Source organism: Microcoleus sp. (assembly GCF_041354475.1).
Taxonomy (GTDB): domain Bacteria; phylum Cyanobacteriota; class Cyanobacteriia; order Cyanobacteriales; family Microcoleaceae; genus Microcoleus.
Genome location: NZ_JBGJZU010000109.1, coordinates 1 through 17,775 on the forward strand (window position 1 = coordinate 1; position 17,775 = coordinate 17,775).

Consider the following 17,775-nt stretch of genomic DNA (forward strand, 5'->3'; position numbering starts at 1 on the left):
GGCGGCGCTCGAAACATTATGATTCGAGCTTTGAGGGACGGCTCCTTTGCTCTCTCTATCAATAGTGAGAGTATTGCTATCACGTATGCCCTGTTTGTCCAGGGTTGTACAGCGTAACACCGTCAGCAAATAATCTACACCAGGTATGATGTCTTCTGAGGCTGATGTAAAGTTATGTGTAGCCTACATCACCTCTCCCTGTCTCCCATCTAAAATCCAATGACTGTCAGCCTATTTGGCAAATTGCATCGTCGAGAGTTGATCAAAGCTTTCTTAACTGGCTTAGCCCTTCCTTTTTTGGCTAACAAAGCAGCCAGTTCTCAAAACTATTCTAGTCGGGAAAAAAGTGCGTTAGCGAAGCCCTCGAAGAGGATCGCCACTAATTCCACTATCCTAGAAAACCAAAAACCAGGCACAACCGATTGGGAATTGACAAATCCTGCCATCAAACGAGAAATCGAAGGTTATGCCTCTCTCACCAGCGTTAATCGGGGTGAAGCAATTAAATTATTTGTTAATACCAACGATCCTAATTATACCATAGACATATTTCGGATGGGATGGTATAATGGGCTGGGCGGAAGGCGGATGAATGACCCAATTATTCGCAAGGGAATCAGACAAAATCCGCCACAGGAAGACGAAGCATCGGGACTCATTGAGTGCCATTGGCAAGACCCGTATATTTTGCAAATTCCCGATCGCACAGATGAATGGACAAGCGGGATTTATTTGGCAAAATTGACTGGCAGCAAAACGGGAAAACAAAGTTATATTATTTTTGTCGTCCGGGATGACGAGCGCAAATCCGCTCTGTTGTTTCAATCCAGCGTTACTACTTTTCAAGCTTACAACAATTGGGGCTACAAATCCCTTTACCGCTGGAACAGTCGCGGCAAACAAGCCTACAAAGTTTCATTTAACCGACCCTACGGTATGAGTCCCAATCGCAAGGCAGCTTATGGTATCGGGGCCGGGGAATTTTTAACCAATTTTCAGCCAAAAAGGAGAACTGCGACTGCTGGCTGGGAATACAATATGTTGAGGTGGCTAGAAAAAGAAGGGTATGATGTCACTTATGCAACTAATATTGATACCCATTTTAACTCGCGCCTGCTATTATCTCACCAAGCATTTTTGTCCGTAGGTCATGATGAATATTGGTCGAGGGATATGCGAGAAAATATAGAAAAAGCTAGAGATAAAGGCGTTAGTATCGGCTTTTTTGGCTCGAATATTTGCTATTGGCAAATTCGCTTAGAACCCAGCAGAATTACTGGGGAAGTGAATCGAACAGTAGTTGCTTATAAAGAAATGGCTGATTTAGACCCGATGGGGGGATTGAGTCAGGAAGTTGGTGGAGTTAATGTACCTGTAAAAATAGCGGCTGCCGGGGAGTTAAATTACGGGATTGGCAAAGCCGAACTAGGTGAAACCGCTACTTACAATAAATTGCCTGTACTTGATTCTTTGGTGACAACTCGCTGGCGCGATCGTGCTATCGGGCGCCCGGAAGATTCTTTAATTGGTGTGATGTACGAAACATTTCAGGTTAATTCCGACATTGTGATTGCTGAAAGCGCCCCCGATTGGCTACTCGAAAAAACTGATTTAAAACAGGGTGACAAGTTGCCAGGACTTTTGGGTTATGAAGTCGATCGAATGTTTGGCAATGCCCCGAAAAATATAGTTCGTGTCGCCCATTCTCCCTATCCTTACGGTGGGGGGACTCGCTATGCTGACATGACTGTTTATAGGGCAGATTCTGGGGCGAAAGTATTTGCTACTGGTTCGATGCAGTGGATCTGGGGATTGGATGATTATAATGCGCCACAGTTGCGATCGCCTGTTTTGAATAGCGGAGCTCAACAGATAACGCGGAATGTTTTGGCAAAGCTTTTATCGAAAAAATAAGCAAGCAGAATCCCCCCTTGGGGGAAAGGCAGAACAAATGCCCAACCCCAACTCCCTCAAAGGCCCAAGGCAAAGAGAATAAGGAACAATAGCCATTGTATCTAGGAAGCTGAATGCTATAATCAGGCAAACATAGTCACGGTTCTGGTTCCTATTAAAACCTGTGCTTTTCTCAAGGGTTAAAAATGTCAATAATCGGTCTAAAAAAATGGACTACCAATCCCAGCATACCCGCTATAAAAATAAAATTAAGCAAAGAATCAAGACAGCATTTTTTTACTGTTTAATATTCCTATTTTTCTGGTGGAGTACAGCTAATATTGGCACCGTTGCCCAGCCCCAAGTCACAGGGGGACTGAATGGGCAAGAAATGAGAAAACTCCTCGACGAAGGCAACCTCGGCGAAGCTGTTACCAGAATCGAAGAAGACTGGGAAGAAGACTATCAAAAATACTTGACAGAAAACTTTGGGGCGAGATCGAAAACAGCCCAACAAATAGCAAACACTCTATCTCGCCTCGCAGTTAAAACCCAGAAAAAACCAGCTTTAATTTATGCGATACCGCGCACTGACCAACTAGAACTAATATTAATCTTGCCCGATCGCCCGCCCATCCTCCGCAGCGTACCCGAAGCACAACTCAAAAACTTAAGGCAAGTAGCCCAAGAATTCAGCAGCGAAATTACCAACCCCAGAAAAATCAACACTACCAGCTATTTAGAACCAGCACAAAAACTATATAAATGGATCGTAGCCCCTTTAGAAACAGAGTTACAAACAGCAAAAATTGAAACCCTACTATTCTGTGTGGGCCAAGGTTTGCGGACTTTACCGTTAGCAGCAATGCACGACGGACAGCAATTTTTGATCCAAAAATATAGCATCGCCAGGATTCCAGCCTTCAAATTCACAGACATTAATTACGCCGACCTCAGAAACACCCAAGTCCTAGCAATGGGGGCAGCAATTTTTTCGGAAACATCCAACAAAGAACCGCTACCAGCAGTCCCTTTTGAATTAAGGGCGATCGCCCAACAGTGGCCTGGTCAATCATTTCTCAACGAAGACTTCACCATAGTTAATTTGCAATCTCAGCGACTGCAAAAAAGATACGGCATTATCCATCTCGCCACCCATGCCGAATTCCGGTCTGGATCTCCCAAAAACTCCTATATTCAATTTTGGGATACTCAACTGGGACTGGATCAAATGAGAGATTTAAAATGGAATAATCCGCCCCTAGAACTATTGGTATTAAGTGCCTGTAGAACAGCCATAGGAGACAAAGAAGCAGAACTAGGATTTGCTGGGTTAGCGCTGCAATCAGGAGCAAAATCAGCCCTGGCTAGCTTATGGTACGTCAGTGATGCCGGCACCCTAGCGCTAATGACCGAGTTTTACCAGCAATTAAAAGTCAGCAAACCAAAAGATCCTCCCATCATTAAAGCCGAAGCGATGCGACAAGCACAAATAGCTGCGATCGAAGGTAAAGTCACCATCGAAAACGGTCAACTGCGAAGTTCCAGAGGGGAAACATTTTTGCCCTTGTCTATTGGGCAAATCGATAGCAAAAATTTATCCCATCCATACTATTGGGCAGCTTTCAGCATCATCGGCAGTCCTTGGTGACTGGGCCGATTTGGGATTGTGGATTTGGGATTTGGGATGGAAAGAATAACCAGCCGTACCGATTTTGCATTAAAGTGTAAAACATAGATTAAATCAATGCCTGTAGCTGTCCTGAAATAACCCACCGCGAACCTTGAAGGAAGAAAGCGGAGATCTCCAAGGGAAAAAAAATTATGAAAAAATTAGAGTTTTTGCTACAGAAAGAAGGCGATCGCGCCTGGTTACCCCTAGAAACCGCCGACGTGGAAATTCTAGAAGGTAGGTATCGCGTCGTGGCGCGGGTGCCACACCCCAACACCGACATCGAAATTCGCGTTAGCTACACATCACTAGATCAAGTACCACCACAGCGACAAGTCCAAAGTCGATCGACTCGCACCAATTCAGAAGGATTAGTAGTCATCATTCCTTACACCAGGCTAAAACCAGGCAAGTGGGAACTTTCCTGCTTAGCAGATCCAGAATCAAAACCAGCGAAACCTTGGCAATACGGCGTTCAGTTAGAAGTATTGCACGCAGAATCGGAAACCTCCGAACCACTAGAACCGATCGACCCCACAGAAGCCAGCAGTTCCCCAACAGACTCAGAACTTGCAGCAGCAGCCGATGTCGCCACACCAACCCCAGAACCCGAACCCGCTAAAATCCACCAATTCCCGATTCCCCAAGCATCTGGGCCCAAATCTCCCTACAACCTGCAAATCATCCTCGATCGAGAAACCTTCGTCACCCAACTAGGTCGCCCCTTAATCATTTCCGGCAAAATCGACCTTCCCCAACCCCCCAAAAGCCCCAACAAAACCGCCACACCAATCCCCGAATCCCAAACCGCTGAAATCAAAAAACTCATCGGTTCAGCGCAACTACAAATCTACCTACGCGATCCCCAAACCTCACAAGTTCTAGCAGAAATCCAACAGCCGATGCCAGAACAAGAGCCCCCTTGTATCTTTGGCTGCGTCACCTATATTCCAGCCGATTGCAAAAGCCGACTAATTTTAGGAGAAGCAATTCTGAGCATTGACAATGTATCCCTAGCTACCCAATTTTTCACAATTACAGCCCGTTTAGAACAGCTTCTCGATGTCATCAAAGACGATTTCGGCGCACAAACACAGAAACCAGAACCCTCCCTCATCAGCTCAAAACCTACTTCGATAGCACCCAATCTATCTCTCCTGAAGCTAGTCGAAAAAACAGCGGATACTTCACAGGCAGCAGCCGACGAAACCAATGAAAATTTACCCCCAAAACTCAACAACCGTCAGGAGAAAAGTGCTAGCAAAAAATTAGAATTACCAGGATTTGGTCGAAAAATTCCCGACAGCAACCGAGAAAGACTGCTATCAGAAATTGCCAAGGATGCTCAAACCGACCAAACCCCGCACACCCAAACAGCAACTCAACCACCAGAACCGAAATTAGACTCACAAACCCAACCTTCACAAATCAAACAGGAACTGGAAAAAGCCGAAATTCCAGCCATCGACCAAAAAGTTGAAAACAGTCCTGAACCAGAAACCACAACATCAGAACCTGAAGTAGCACCCACAAAAGAAGCATTTCAAACCTTAAAGGTCGAAAATCGATTTTGGTCGCGACTGAGTTCTTTCGTCACCAGCGGTGAATCCCCGGAATGGCTGAAAGCAACATCCCAGCGCCCTACTCCCGCAGCAGCCTCCGCAGAAAATAGCAGGGAAGAAATAGCCATTGTGGAAAACAAAACTCCCACACAACCGCCACCAGCAACCAGCGAATCTACAATTTCCCCACCCCCACCTACAACCTGGGAAGCTAGAGAATTTGTGATCTTTGATGAACCAGCACCCCAGGCCCAGAAACAGGTGACAACAAAAGCTACAAAAGTTGTTGAACCAGAAGTAAATCCCCTAACTCCCTACGTTTTGTCCCCAGACGAGTTAGTACCAATGCCGGTCATCGAACCTCCTAGAGAGATCATCCCAGGGAAGCTAGTCGCAGTGCGAGTGCAACTACCGGAATTAATGCCACGAATTTTTGTCAAAATTTGGGTGTACGATCGACAAACCTATGTAATTCTAGACGGGCCCCGCTGGATTACCGAATTTACACCTAACGGTTTGGGGAAACTCCAAGCAACGGCAGAGTTAGAAATTCCCTACGGCTGTCTGGAAATCGAATTTGAGGCGATCGCCGTAGAAATGCAAACTCAGCGGGAAAGCGACAAAATCACGGTTCACCGCCAAGTTTTACCACCATCAGGCCCAACTTTACCCCTGGATGGTTAAAGTTACTTCGCTGTCAATTCGCGAAACTTCTTCTTAAACTTATTCTTATACACATAGATCGATCGCTGCCAATCCTCAAATTGCAGAAACATTTCTGCGGACAAACCAGTGCGATTCCAGACATCTTCCTGGCATTTGCGGCGACAAAAATTCATCGGTTCCGAGTAAATTTTAGATGTAGATAAACTTGGTTTTGGCCCGCACCAGTGAATCACCGTTGCTGCGGTGCGATCGCCCCCAGGCCCGTTTTCTGCGATCGGAAATTGCTTTTTGAGCAAATCTTGGTCAAAATCCGGCATCAACAACTGCATATCGACATTCTGCACCCGCAGCCTCTTTTCCTGGGCCGCCCGGAAAATCATAAAATTCAAAAAACCCATTTCTCCGTACTTAAATATCCCCGGATGTGCCTGGGTAAAATCTAAAATTTCCACGTATTCCTCTAAGCTAAAAACATTCCGTTTAGCAAAGAAAGTACCTGTGCAGAAATAATTGCCTCGATATTGTTGCCAGTGAAAATTGGGGAAATACTTCTCGACACCGCCAATATCAAAGAAAAATTTCGCCACATCGGCATCGGAATTTTCCTGACAAGGTTGGTCTATAATAAAATCAAATTCCTGAAAGTTAGCAAATTTGAGGACATCGCCCCAAACGATTGTATCTGCATCTAACACCAGAAAATTTGACCAAGGACTTTCCCAGAAAGCAATCATCTTAGTTTTGCCCCAGCCAAAACTTCTGTTCCTTAGCACGTCCTCCGTCACCTTGGTGCGATCGATAACTCTCACTCCATAGGACTTTTCTAAGGCACTGACAGAAAATGTGCCGTCAATCAACAGACAAATCGGCACATCTCCTAGGAAATATCTGATACTAGCACAGCAACCTTTAGCAAACAGATAATCTTGGTCGCAGCAGGCAATAATAATGCCGAAATCTTCCATAAATCCTCACTCTTGTACTTACGAGGTTTGGCCACAATATAGGTGGTTTTTCCTGTGCAAACATATGTTGGTCAATCATACTGCAACCTCTGGCTATACATATCAGGCAGGTAGCACAGGATACAAGGGTTCAGTAGCCCAGGAAAAATCCACAAAAAGGGCGATCGGGCGATGGGAATTATTAAGATTGCTTATACAGTGGGGGAAGTAAAAATAATCTGTTGATAATTCCCCAACAGAATCGATCGTAGAACTCAATCCAAAGCCCCCAGAGGTGCGGGAGATTCGACCCCCACAAAAATAAAAATTTTAGCTGGGAGACACTGCCGCAGATACCTTTGGCAAATCTGAGAAAAAATTGTGTTAAAATATTGCGATAGAGCAGATTATACTAAATTTCACACAGACATCACAAAATTCATAAGTTGTCAAGTGTGAAATGTAACAAAACATTTGCGGATCTATGTGCCTCAATCCCTGGGTTCTCGAATTATTCGAGAAAACAGTCCCCAAGGGAGCTAGCTTTAAATTCAGGTTAAAAACCTTGACAGATAGGCTCGCAAGCAGTAAAAGATATATTGTGAACAGGCAGAAACCGCAAAAACAAGCAGTTGGGACTTGCTGCTAAAGTTAAATAGAGTGTGATGGTGTGAGGAATGATGAATAGAACTTTTTGGAATTTACTGCTAGTATCCCCGGCCATTCTGGGATTATCCACAGTGGCTTGTGGCTCAGCCCTCGCTGTAGAATCGACCACAACTGCGGTCGCCGACCAGCTAGCAACAGCTCAGCCATCTGAGTCACAAATTGCAGCATTAGTAACAGAACCAGTTGCAGAACCAGTTGCAGCAGCCCCTGCTGCCTCCGAGACTGTGGCAATCAATAGCAGCTCAGCAGTTACAGAGCAAAATTCAGCAGCGACAACTTCCGAACCGGCGATCGCACCAGCGATCGGCGCTAACTCCACAGAAGCAGAAAAACTGGCAAAAATCGAACCAGATACCAGTGCTGCCAAACTGCAACCAGTAACAGCAACAGCAACAGCAGCATTGCCCCAAGCATCAGACTTGGCAGTGCCAACCAGTCTGAATCCAGCGATCGAAAACGCTAAACTGCCAACCTCCGTCCCAGCAGCTAAGGTAGAAGTTGCTCAGAATGCCCCGGCACAACTGAGCAACCCGATCGTCCCAGTTGCTCCCCAGGCCCAACCCACAGAACAGTCAGGAGCCATGTCCCAAGTGACATCGGTATCCCAACTCTCCGACGTGCGGCCGACGGACTGGGCATTCCAAGCCCTGCAATCCCTAGTCGAACGCTACGGTTGTATCGCAGGTTATCCCGATGGTACCTACCGCGGCAACCGCGCCCTGACACGCTACGAATTTGCAGCCGGACTCAACGCCTGCTTAGACCAAGTAACTAAGCTAATTACCTCCTCAACATCTACCTTCGTCACCAAAGATGACTTAGGAGTTCTGCAACGCCTGCAAGAAGAATTTGCAGCCGAACTGGCTACCCTCCGCGGCAGAGTAGACGCTCTAGAAGCCCGCACTGCCGAACTGGAAGCTAACCAGTTCTCCACAACCACCAAGTTGAGAGGAGAAGTCATCTTTACCGCTAGCGACACCTTCGGAGATGGTGTCGCCCTTAAGGACGACAAAACCTCTACCACCTTCGGCTACCGAGTGCGCTTGAACTTCGACACCAGCTTCACCGGCAAGGACTTGCTCAGAACTCGCTTGCAAGCTGTCAACATCCCCAACTACGGTGCTGCCACTGCCACTGGCACCAACATGGCTCGCCTCGGCGTTGACGGTGACAGTGCCAACGCATTCAACCTGGATAAGGTCTTCTATCGCTTCCCAGTAGGTAATGCGACAGTCTGGTTGGGACCAAAAGGATTGAATCTGGATGACGTTCTTCCTATAACTACTCCCTTTGGAGATGGTGGTAACGGTTCTATTTCCAGGTTTGGACGTTACAACCCAGCAATCTTCCGTGGCCCCGAAGGAGCTGGTGCTGCTGTAAATTACACTTTCGGCGCTGCCAAAGCCACAGTAGGTTATCTTGCTTCCGACGGCGACGCACCAAACCCCGCAAACGGCAGGGGCGTTTTTGACGGTTCTTTCAGCGCTGTGGCTCAGCTAAACTTTTCTTTGGGCAAAGTTGTAGACTTGGGTCTGAGTTACAACCGCAAATACGATCGCTCTGGTAATGTCGGTGTCACCAGTAGCACCGGCAGTTCCTTGGCGAACCGCCCCTTCGGTCAATCAGCCACTGTATCCAATAACTTTGGTTTGCAAGCTAACATCAAACCAAGCAGCCGCTTCCAGCTTGGTGGCTGGATTGGTTACACCAAGGCTGAACAAGAAAATGACCACAAGGCTGTCAATGTTCTTAACAGAAACCGAGAAGCTACCCTGCTCAACTATGCTGTGAACTTGTCTTTCCCTGATTTTGGTAAGAAGGGCAATCTCCTAGGTTTCGTGTTTGGTATGCCACCGAAAGTTACGGACAGCACTTTCCTAGGCACAAATCGCCGCCGACAAGAAGATAAAGACACCTCTTATCACCTAGAGGGTTTCTATCGCTTCCAAGTCAATGACTTTATTTCAGTCACACCTGGTGTTTACGTGATTCTGAATCCCGAACACAACAACAAAAATGACAATATCTGGGTAGGAGTCCTGCGGACAACCTTTAGCTTCTAAGGTTTCCAGAGATCTAGTTAAAAGAAAAAGCGGCAGATGACTGCTGCTTTTTCTTTTTGGGAATGGGGAATTCGTTATTAAGTAAATCCACTTAATTAAACGTAAAATACGGATGACCGAAAAGCTAACTGCATAAGTCTTCTTCCTTCTTCCTGAATTTCCCCCCTTGGGGGGGGCAGGGGGGGGTGACTTCTTCCTTCTTCCTTCTACTTAGTTATTGGTTATTTGTTATCGGCGCTCTGCTCTTCGACTACGCTCAGGGTAAGGGTTAGCGCCCCCAGAGCGTAGTCAACTGACAACAGTCAACTGACAACAGTCAACTGACAACAGTCAACTGACAACAGTCAACCGTCAACAAATTACCAATTTTGACGGCAAATCCCAAATACGGAAGTGTAGCCGTGCAGAAAAGTGCTCCCGCCGACGGGGCCAATTTCACCGTTGCAGAAAAAGCCACTCAGGGGAATGTGGTTGAGGTATCGGCCGAATAGTCGCGAGTCAAAGTTGGGTTCGCCATACAGCCCTTCACCGCGCCCTAGGCAAGAGAACATCAAAGCGCCTGCACTGGATGTACCGTTGTACTCGGCCGATCGCTGATACCGATCGAGCAGCATTTCTAGGTCTTCTGCGGAGGTGCGGGCATCCCGCAGGTGAAATTGGATGCGCTGTCCGAGACGGACTCGATCGCCGATCGCAATAGCTCCCACTTTGGGGTCTACTCCCAACAAATTTCGGATTAAAAAATCTCCAGGCTCTAGTACCAGCTTGAATTCATCGCTGACTACCCCCACAAACAGCGAGTGTTGAGCTAACTCTCTGTCTTCCTCACTCAAAGTTTGCACCAACTCTCGCAAAGCTTCTAAGGGCGATCGCTCCGTCCCCCCGAAGCCTGTATCGTTGGTTTGTTCTTCCAGTTTGAGTAAAATATTGCGTTCCCCTTCCGTCACCCGATAGGGACGCCCGATCGGCCTACAGCCTTGAGCCACGATCGTTTCCAAAACTATATTCCCACTCAAAGCCACCCCAACCGTCCCTTCTCGGTAAAGCCGATAGTTGCAGAACAGCGCCACACCCCTAGTACCGTCCCCACCAGCCAGTCCCCCTACCTTCGGCGCGCCCGGATAGGCATAATCTAGCCCTTGCAGCAAATCGTTAATTTTTGACGAAAACGGATCGCCTAAGATGATAAACTGCGGTTCCTCCTGGGCCGGCACACCCAACAGATCCACCCAAGTATGGGGAGGACTATCTAAGTCCGGCATTTGTTCGGCTGCGACGTGAAAAGTTCTAACTTTCACTCCTGGCAAGCGTGCCAGACTCAAACTCACTGCTGGAGAACCCTCTATTTCTTCCGTAAAACCGTCTAGACCAGTGCCAATTACCCCTCCCCCACCACAGCCAATTACAGCAGGAATCGGCAGTAATTCTTGGAGTAAAGGCATCAACCGAGAATATTCGCTGGCAAAGGCAGAGGAGATAAAGATCAGCCCCAAATCTGCTGGGCCTTCTAAGAGTCGATCGGCTTGTTCTATAACTTCTTTGAGGGCAGATTCTAAAGAGGGACGGGTGGATAAAGCGCTGACCCACTGCATTTCGTTTTGGGTGTACATCTGGCACAACTTCTGTATAAAACTATCTTTTAGATTAGGTTAACCTGCATCCGCTTCCCCAGGACTCTGCTGCTGCGCGATCGATTTTGTCCACAAAGCCATGCTTGTGTTAAGATAACTTAACATTGGCATGGGATAAATCAGTTGGCTGTCCACTGTGCGATCGCCCAAATCTTAAAAGATCAAGCTCTATACAGTTTGACACGACAATTCCATGTAATGTTTTGATCAAAAGTCAGGTAAGCTCGACCTGAAGTAACGCTTGGGTCTTAGAAGGAATGTTCCCTCTGGGTACCGGCAATAAGTAGACCCTCAACTGTAACACAGACAGTTATCGATAGGTTCTATAGAGCAACAAAAACCTTTCCTCTATTGATGATATAGGTGAATATGACAACAACACCCGCGGGCAACATCCAAGAAAAAATTGAAGAAGAACTCGTAAACGCTCGTGCAGTCTGCGACGTAAGTGGCAGCACGTCTGGCGAGTGTGCGGCCGCCTGGGACGCAGTTGAAGAACTTCAAGCAGAAGCCTCTCACCAAAAGCAAGTTAAACCTAAGAATTCCTTTGAACAATATTGCGACAACAATCCTGACGCTGCTGAGTGCCGCATCTACGAGGAATAAACCTGCAATTTAGAGATTGAAGCAAAAGGTGAGGGCGAAATTTGCCCTCTATCCTTTTCTTTAGCTCGATCGCAAAAACACAGGTAGTCACAATGCGTCTGGTAGTTCGCACTACGCAGCCTAGATCTGCCAAAAGTGAAGCAGCAACAGGAACATGACAAGATGTCCCAGTTGCTGATTTTTTGGCTTTTTTGTAGTAAGATTTTCCACAAATAAGTGAGTATATTTTCCCAAAGATGTTAAGTCTTTTATTGGCAGCGACCGGACCTTGGTTTCAACCGCTAGTCTGGATGGATTATCGGTTGTCTGTGTTATTAACGGTTTCGATCCCGCTGGTAGTGCTGATTTGGGCTGTTTTTGCTTCATCTGAGGCGATCGTCCGTTTGTCGATTATCTATTGGCGAGTGGCGAGTTTGCTAGCAATTACACTTTACCTAATGATCGCAGCCCTGCCTGTGGGCTTTGTGTCGTCGGCGATCGCCAGGGCTTTGATTCCTGCTAGTTTGTGGTTTTGGGCGGATTTGAACGAAGAAATTGCCGATCGACCCCAGTCGCCTCTGAAACTGGCTTTTACTGCTTGGCGATGGGCGATTACTGTTTACAGCGGATTGGGTGCGATCGCTCAAATTCCCTTCTTAACTTGCGCCTTCCAATCTCAAAGTCAAATCATTGAGGAACCATTTTGCCGCATTTGGCTTGACCCACCTTGGCTGTACAAACAGATGTTTCACCCTCACACTAACCCTCAATTTTTGGGGTTTTTAGCGATGATAGGTTTAGCAATTTATGTAGTTTACTTATCCTATTTTGTGTTAATCAGACTGGGCAAACAAGGGCGATCGGCTACGGGTCAGTAAATTAATTAGGACCGATATCGATTTGGGTGACACCAAATTTTTGACAGTTGACAGTTGACTGTTAACTGTTGATTCCAAATCCCCAATCCTCAATCCCTATTCCCTATTTTTCAGTCAAAGCTTCCACCCCTACCCAGCCATCCGGTGCTCCGTACATTCGATACTTACGAGCTCGTTTGAAATAGAGCATTGCTACCTTATCTTCAGGATTAATTTGTAAAATATTCTGAAAAGTCTTTTGTGCAGAAACAAATTTTTGTTGATAGTACAAATCTAAACCTTGTTGAAAAACCTCCGCAGTTTGCTGTTTGAGTGCAATAGTCTGTTCTGTTTCTGTATCGTAAATCTCAAACACCGACACAGCAGTTGTTTTCCCTTTCACGGTGACTCGATCGACAAATCGGTACTTATATTGTTCGCGATCGCTCAAACCATTGATAACAGCATCGCTAACTAAAATTCCAGCACCATAAACCTTAGTCAACCCTTCCAAACGAGAAGCCAGATTCACCGCATCAGCAATCACTGTACTTTCCATCCGTTCTCGCTCACCAATTGTGCCCAACATTAAATTACCGACGTGTAAACCAATACCGATGGAAATAGGAGCCAAGCCACTTTCTTGTCGCTGTTGGTTATAAATATTTACTTCTTTCTGCATCTCAATGGCTGCTCGAACCCCATCATCAGGAAAAGTAGGAAACAGTGCCATAACTGCATCCCCAATATATTTGTCAATAAACCCATTATTTTTTCTAATTGCTGGGCTAACTCTGCCTAGATAGTTATTAATAAAAGCAAAATTTTCTGTAGGTGTCATTTGTTCTGACAGCACCGTAAATGAGCGAATATCAGCAAACAAAACAGTCATCTTTCTTTCTTTATTTTCCCCTAATCTAACTTCAATAATACTAGGCTTTTCAAGCAAATTCAAAAAATCGTGAGGCACAAATCTGCCGTAGGCTGCATTCAATTTTGCCAAACGAATTTGAGTATTAATTCTTGCCAACAATTCCTTTTTGATAAAAGGTTTAGTTACATAATCATTAGCTTCTAAGTTGAAAGCTTCTACCAAATCTGAGGTTTGATTTTTTGCAGTCAACATCAAAATCGGTAATTCCAAAGGCGAGTATATTTTACGAACTTCTCGACACACTTCATAACCAGTCATCCGGGGCATCATGACATCAAGTAACATTAAGTCAGGCTTAAATCCATTTTCGATCAAACTTAAGGCTTCCAGCCCATTGCTAGCTTGAGTAATCGCATAATTTTCGATAGAAAGACTGTTGATTAACACCTGGATATTAATCGGCTCATCATCGACAATCAAGATTTTAATTTTATCAGTTTGGAGCTGTTCTTGATTGGCTACTGACTGAGAATGTATCATCGGTAATTCGGCTGTAACCTGATGATTGATTAAATTGCGATCGCCCTCCTGAGCCAGAAGGGGATACCTGCTGCTAGCTTCTGGTTGACTTTCAGAGACTGGCAAAGTAAAGGTAAATTGAGAACCAACTCCTACAGTTGAAGATACCCGAATTTGACCTCCGTGCAATTCAACTAATTGCTTCACCACAGCCAAACCTAAACCCGTGCCACCAAATTCTCTAGCAGTGGAACCGTCAGCTTGTTCAAAGGATTCAAAAATTCGCTCTAATTTTTCCTCGGCGATGCCAATCCCCGTGTCGGATACAGTAATCGCTACTTGGGAACTAGGTATTGAGGATTTTTCATTGTTCCTTAACAATTCTGCCGAAATTTCTACATTCCCACTTTCGGTAAATTTAATCGCATTACCAATTAAATTGTAAAGTATTTGTTCTAAACGATTTTCATCGGCGGCCACTGGTGGCAATTCTGGACTGATGGAATTGATTAACAGTAAATTTTTGTTGCCTACCGAGGGCTTAGATAAAGTCAGAATTATGTATACAATTTCCCTGATGCCGACTGGTTTAATTTGCAGGTCGAGAGTTTTGTGTTTGAGTTGAGAAAAGTCAAGAATATCGTTAATTAAAGATGACAGTCTTTTGCCAGACGATGAAATCAAAGCTAAGTTCATATTAGTTTTTTCTGGCAGCGTTCCGGTAGCCCCGTCTATTAAAGATTCTGCAATACCAATAATCCCGTTGAGGGGAGTGCGGAGTTCGTGGGAAGTATTGGCTAAGAATTCGTCTTTGAGTTTGTCCAGTCGCTGCAATTCGCTATTTTTAGTTTCTAAAGCGGTAAAAGATGCTTGCAGTTGTGCAGCCATACTATTAAAAGCTGTGGCAAGTATGCCTAATTCGTCGCTTCTATCGAGTTTTACAGTCCTGTCAAATTGTCCTTCAGATAAAGCTGTGGCTGCGTCTTTCAGTTCGAGAATAGGTTTGACAATCCAGCGGGATGTCCAAATTCCCACCACTGTTGCCATCGCCAAAGCAGCTAGACATAGCAGCACTGTAGTGCGGGTGTTGGCATCAATCTGTGCCATAAAGTCGGCTTCGGGAACAACGACCACAATTAACCAATCTAAACCTTTGCCGTCTTTAAATGGCAGAACTTTTAAAAATTGCTGTTTCCCGTTGATTGCAAAATTGATTTGCTGGGAATTTTCAATTTGGTGCAAGTCTTCAAATTTAGTTGCTAAATATTTAGCTGTTGCTTGAGTTACAGCATCGCTACTTTCGTTAACTTTAAACAGTTCTTTTTGATTATTTTTAGTCCGAAAAGGTTTTTCGGAGGTCGAAGTTGCAAGGAGTATACCGTTTTTGTCCACAATAAATGTCTGACCTGATTTGCCTATTTTGAGGCCATTTAAAAATTGACCTATGGCATCGAGACGCAAGGCTGTAACTAAGACCCCTTCTAGCTGTTTTTGGCTGTTGTAGACTGGTTTGAGGGCACTGAGGATTAATGTTGGTTCCAGGAAGGATACGTAGACAGAACTCCAAGTGGCTTTACCTTCTAAGGCGGCTAAGGTATAAGAAGGGTGTTGTCGGATATCAAAATTTTTGACAACGGCTGCTACTGTGGTCCGATCGCCTTTATCGTTGGTATGGTAGGAATGAAAGTCAAAACCTGTGGAGGGGCCTGATGCGTTAATCAATAATGTGCCATCGGACATCTTTTCTCCCGTGCGATACTCTCCATTTTTATTGCCCAGCGACGTAAAATTAATGTAAGGGTATAGTTGCACTTGTCTCCACAGATATTTCTCCCAAGCTGACAAGTCTTTCATGTTCACAAAACCCAATGTCACAGCATCTTGTTTGCTTTGATTAATCTGGTGAGGAGTTTCTAGATAGGTTTTTAAATTTTGTTCAATGCGATTGCTGACTTCGCTCATCAATTGACCAGCCAGGTCATTTACTGACCTTTGGCCGTTTTTAAATGATAAATATCCCACCAGTCCCACGGCTGCAAATACTTGCAACACAAAGGGTACTATGACCACTGTTCGTAAATTAACTTTTCCTGAAAGTTGAGCAGCTAAATTTTTTAGAAAAAAAGTTGACATAGCAATCACTTATCTTAGAATAGTTAGTTGGGCGATCGGCTGGAATCTACACCCCTGTTAAGTGTTTTGTTTTTAAAGTAATTATAAGTTGAATTTTGGGCGATCGAAGTCCTGAGTTGAGTACCCTTGGCAAACTGGACAGTCCTCGCACCTACCTGGAAAGCGTCCCAAAGTAGGTAGATTGTCTCGGTTTCACCTCGAAGTCTAATAACCCTCCACAGTCTATTCACGTTTGGGGTCAAAATCAGGGATGGGATGACAAGTCTTGAGCCCCTTGATAAAATTGGGAGTCCCAATTATTAACCCTGAATGTATTATGACTGAGACAATCTAGGTAAAACCGGATAAAACGTTAAATATTTCGGATGACCATTTCATGCTACTGGCTCTGATTAAATTATGAAAAAATGTCTAATTTTCTTAATAAATTCCCCACAACCCTTGGGCAATCAACGGCTAAATCATGCTAGATTATTATTGTTAATAAAGTGATATTTAGGATGACTGATTCGATCGCTCGCCGCCTGGAACAATACACAGTAAAACGCCCTCAAGAAGTTTTAATCGTGAAGGTTGAAAGTGAGGGCGAGTTAGATGAAATTTCTATTTTTAAAGGTTTTTCTAGTTCCCTAGTGCGATCGACTGCCTTCGATCCAGATATACCAGTGTTACCGGAGGGAGCCAAAATTATCAGTGTCGATCGCCTTGCAGGACCCTACAATCCCAATAACCCCCGCTATCTTCAGCAAGGGCTATCTTGGGAAACAATGCAATCTCTATTGTCGGAAGTTGGGATTTAACAAAATATTCAGGACACAACAATGTTGTCTCCTTACAATTAATCTGGCGTAGGGACACAACAATGTTGTGTCCTTACAATTAATCTGGCGTAGGGAAACGGCACTGCCCATAGGTGTCAACTTAAGCTGTCAGCCCGCCAAGTTCATTGGTCATCCCGCGAGTCCGACAGGGGTTTAAACCCCTGTCTAATAGCTAAAGTCCTCTCAAAGAGGACTAAAGAGTTCTTCAGTCCTCTTTGAGAGGACTTGCGCTTTGAGGCAGGGGTTTAAACCCCTGCCGGACTATTGGTTCTACCTTAAGTTGACACCAATGGGCACTGCCGTGTCCTCTACAATTAATCTGGCGTAAGGAAACGGCACTGCCGTGTCCTCCATATCATTCTTAGTCCTAGAGCGTGCCACCAGCAGCCTGAAAACGAGCTCGCGCACGTTTAATTGCTTGCTTAGCTTGAATTTGCTCTTGGAGAGTGCCATTAGCGGACTTTTCCAAACGAGCTTCTGCTTGAGTGTAGGCAGTACGAGCAGTTTCTTTATCAATTTTGTCACCTTTTTCGGCGCCATTGACCAGAACCGTCACTCGATTTTCTTGGATTTCTGCAAAGCCACCCATCAGAGCAATAGACACCCACTCCTTACCAGGACGGACGCGCATCACACCGGTATCCAAAGCAGTCAACATCGGAGCGTGACCGCTTAAAATACCCAATTGGCCTGTAGTGCTCGGCAGAATTACTTCTTCAGCATTGGAATCCCAAACAGTTTTGTCTGGGGCAACTACGCGCACAGTTAATGTCATAAATTGTCAGTTGTCAGTTGTCAGTTGGCAGTTGTCAGTTGGCAGTTGTCAGTTGGCAGTTGTCAGTTGGCAGTTGTCAGTTGTCAGTTGTCAGTTGGCAGTTGTCAGTTG

Annotated in this window: 11 protein-coding genes; 7 read left to right on the top strand and 4 right to left on the bottom strand. The window is 45.3% G+C overall.

The features are described from left to right. Window positions 1-219 precede the first annotated feature (219 nt). From ACBR23_RS26420 to ACBR23_RS26430, 3 genes are all read left to right on the top strand, one after another. On the top strand, window positions 220-1,914 hold the full coding sequence (locus ACBR23_RS26420) for a N,N-dimethylformamidase beta subunit family domain-containing protein (protein ID WP_371120214.1): 1,695 nt from the start codon (window positions 220-222) through the stop codon (window positions 1,912-1,914). 208 nt (window positions 1,915-2,122) lie between these two features. Then, window positions 2,123-3,544, top strand: coding sequence for a CHAT domain-containing protein (locus tag ACBR23_RS26425; protein WP_371120215.1), 1,422 nt, complete (start codon window positions 2,123-2,125; stop codon window positions 3,542-3,544). 173 nt (window positions 3,545-3,717) lie between these two features. Then, window positions 3,718-5,811: a hypothetical protein gene (locus ACBR23_RS26430; protein WP_371116492.1), complete on the top strand. Its 2,094-nt coding sequence runs from the start codon at window positions 3,718-3,720 to the stop codon at window positions 5,809-5,811. Window positions 5,812-5,813: 2 nt separating this feature from the next. On the opposite strand, the gene ACBR23_RS26435 is transcribed toward ACBR23_RS26430, so the two are convergent. Further along, window positions 5,814-6,758 carry a hypothetical protein gene (locus ACBR23_RS26435; RefSeq protein WP_371116491.1) on the bottom strand — a complete coding sequence of 315 codons (945 nt, stop codon included), beginning with the start codon at window positions 6,756-6,758 and terminating at the stop codon, window positions 5,814-5,816. A gap of 659 nt (window positions 6,759-7,417) precedes the next feature. On the opposite strand from ACBR23_RS26435, the gene ACBR23_RS26440 reads away from it, so the two are divergent. Next, window positions 7,418-9,469 carry an iron uptake porin gene (locus ACBR23_RS26440; RefSeq protein ID WP_371120225.1) on the top strand — a complete coding sequence of 684 codons (2,052 nt, stop codon included), beginning with the start codon at window positions 7,418-7,420 and terminating at the stop codon, window positions 9,467-9,469. 359 nt (window positions 9,470-9,828) lie between these two features. Here ACBR23_RS26440 and ACBR23_RS26445 read toward each other — a convergent pair whose 3' ends face one another. After that, entirely contained in the window at window positions 9,829-11,079 is a 1,251-nt protein-coding gene (locus ACBR23_RS26445; RefSeq protein WP_371116490.1) for an FIST N-terminal domain-containing protein, read from the bottom strand. A 390-nt stretch (window positions 11,080-11,469) separates the two neighbouring features. On the opposite strand from ACBR23_RS26445, the gene ACBR23_RS26450 reads away from it, so the two are divergent. Continuing rightward, a complete protein-coding gene (locus tag ACBR23_RS26450) occupies window positions 11,470-11,706 on the top strand; it encodes a Calvin cycle protein CP12 (RefSeq protein ID WP_340523515.1) in 237 nt (78 codons plus the stop codon). A 236-nt stretch (window positions 11,707-11,942) separates the two neighbouring features. Continuing rightward, window positions 11,943-12,563 carry a DUF3177 family protein gene (locus ACBR23_RS26455; RefSeq protein WP_341740227.1) on the top strand — a complete coding sequence of 207 codons (621 nt, stop codon included), beginning with the start codon at window positions 11,943-11,945 and terminating at the stop codon, window positions 12,561-12,563. A gap of 103 nt (window positions 12,564-12,666) precedes the next feature. On the opposite strand, the gene ACBR23_RS26460 is transcribed toward ACBR23_RS26455, so the two are convergent. Continuing rightward, a complete protein-coding gene (locus tag ACBR23_RS26460; RefSeq protein WP_371120216.1) occupies window positions 12,667-16,068 on the bottom strand; it encodes an ATP-binding protein in 3,402 nt (1,133 codons plus the stop codon). 500 nt (window positions 16,069-16,568) lie between these two features. Here ACBR23_RS26460 and ACBR23_RS26465 point away from each other — a divergent pair, with 500 nt between their 5' ends. Continuing rightward, a complete protein-coding gene (locus ACBR23_RS26465; RefSeq protein WP_341739665.1) occupies window positions 16,569-16,868 on the top strand; it encodes a hypothetical protein in 300 nt (99 codons plus the stop codon). A gap of 388 nt (window positions 16,869-17,256) precedes the next feature. Here ACBR23_RS26465 and atpC read toward each other — a convergent pair whose 3' ends face one another. Continuing rightward, on the bottom strand, window positions 17,257-17,664 hold the full coding sequence (atpC, locus tag ACBR23_RS26470; RefSeq protein WP_371116486.1) for an ATP synthase F1 subunit epsilon: 408 nt from the start codon (window positions 17,662-17,664) through the stop codon (window positions 17,257-17,259). Between the last annotated feature and the right edge of the window lie 111 nt (window positions 17,665-17,775).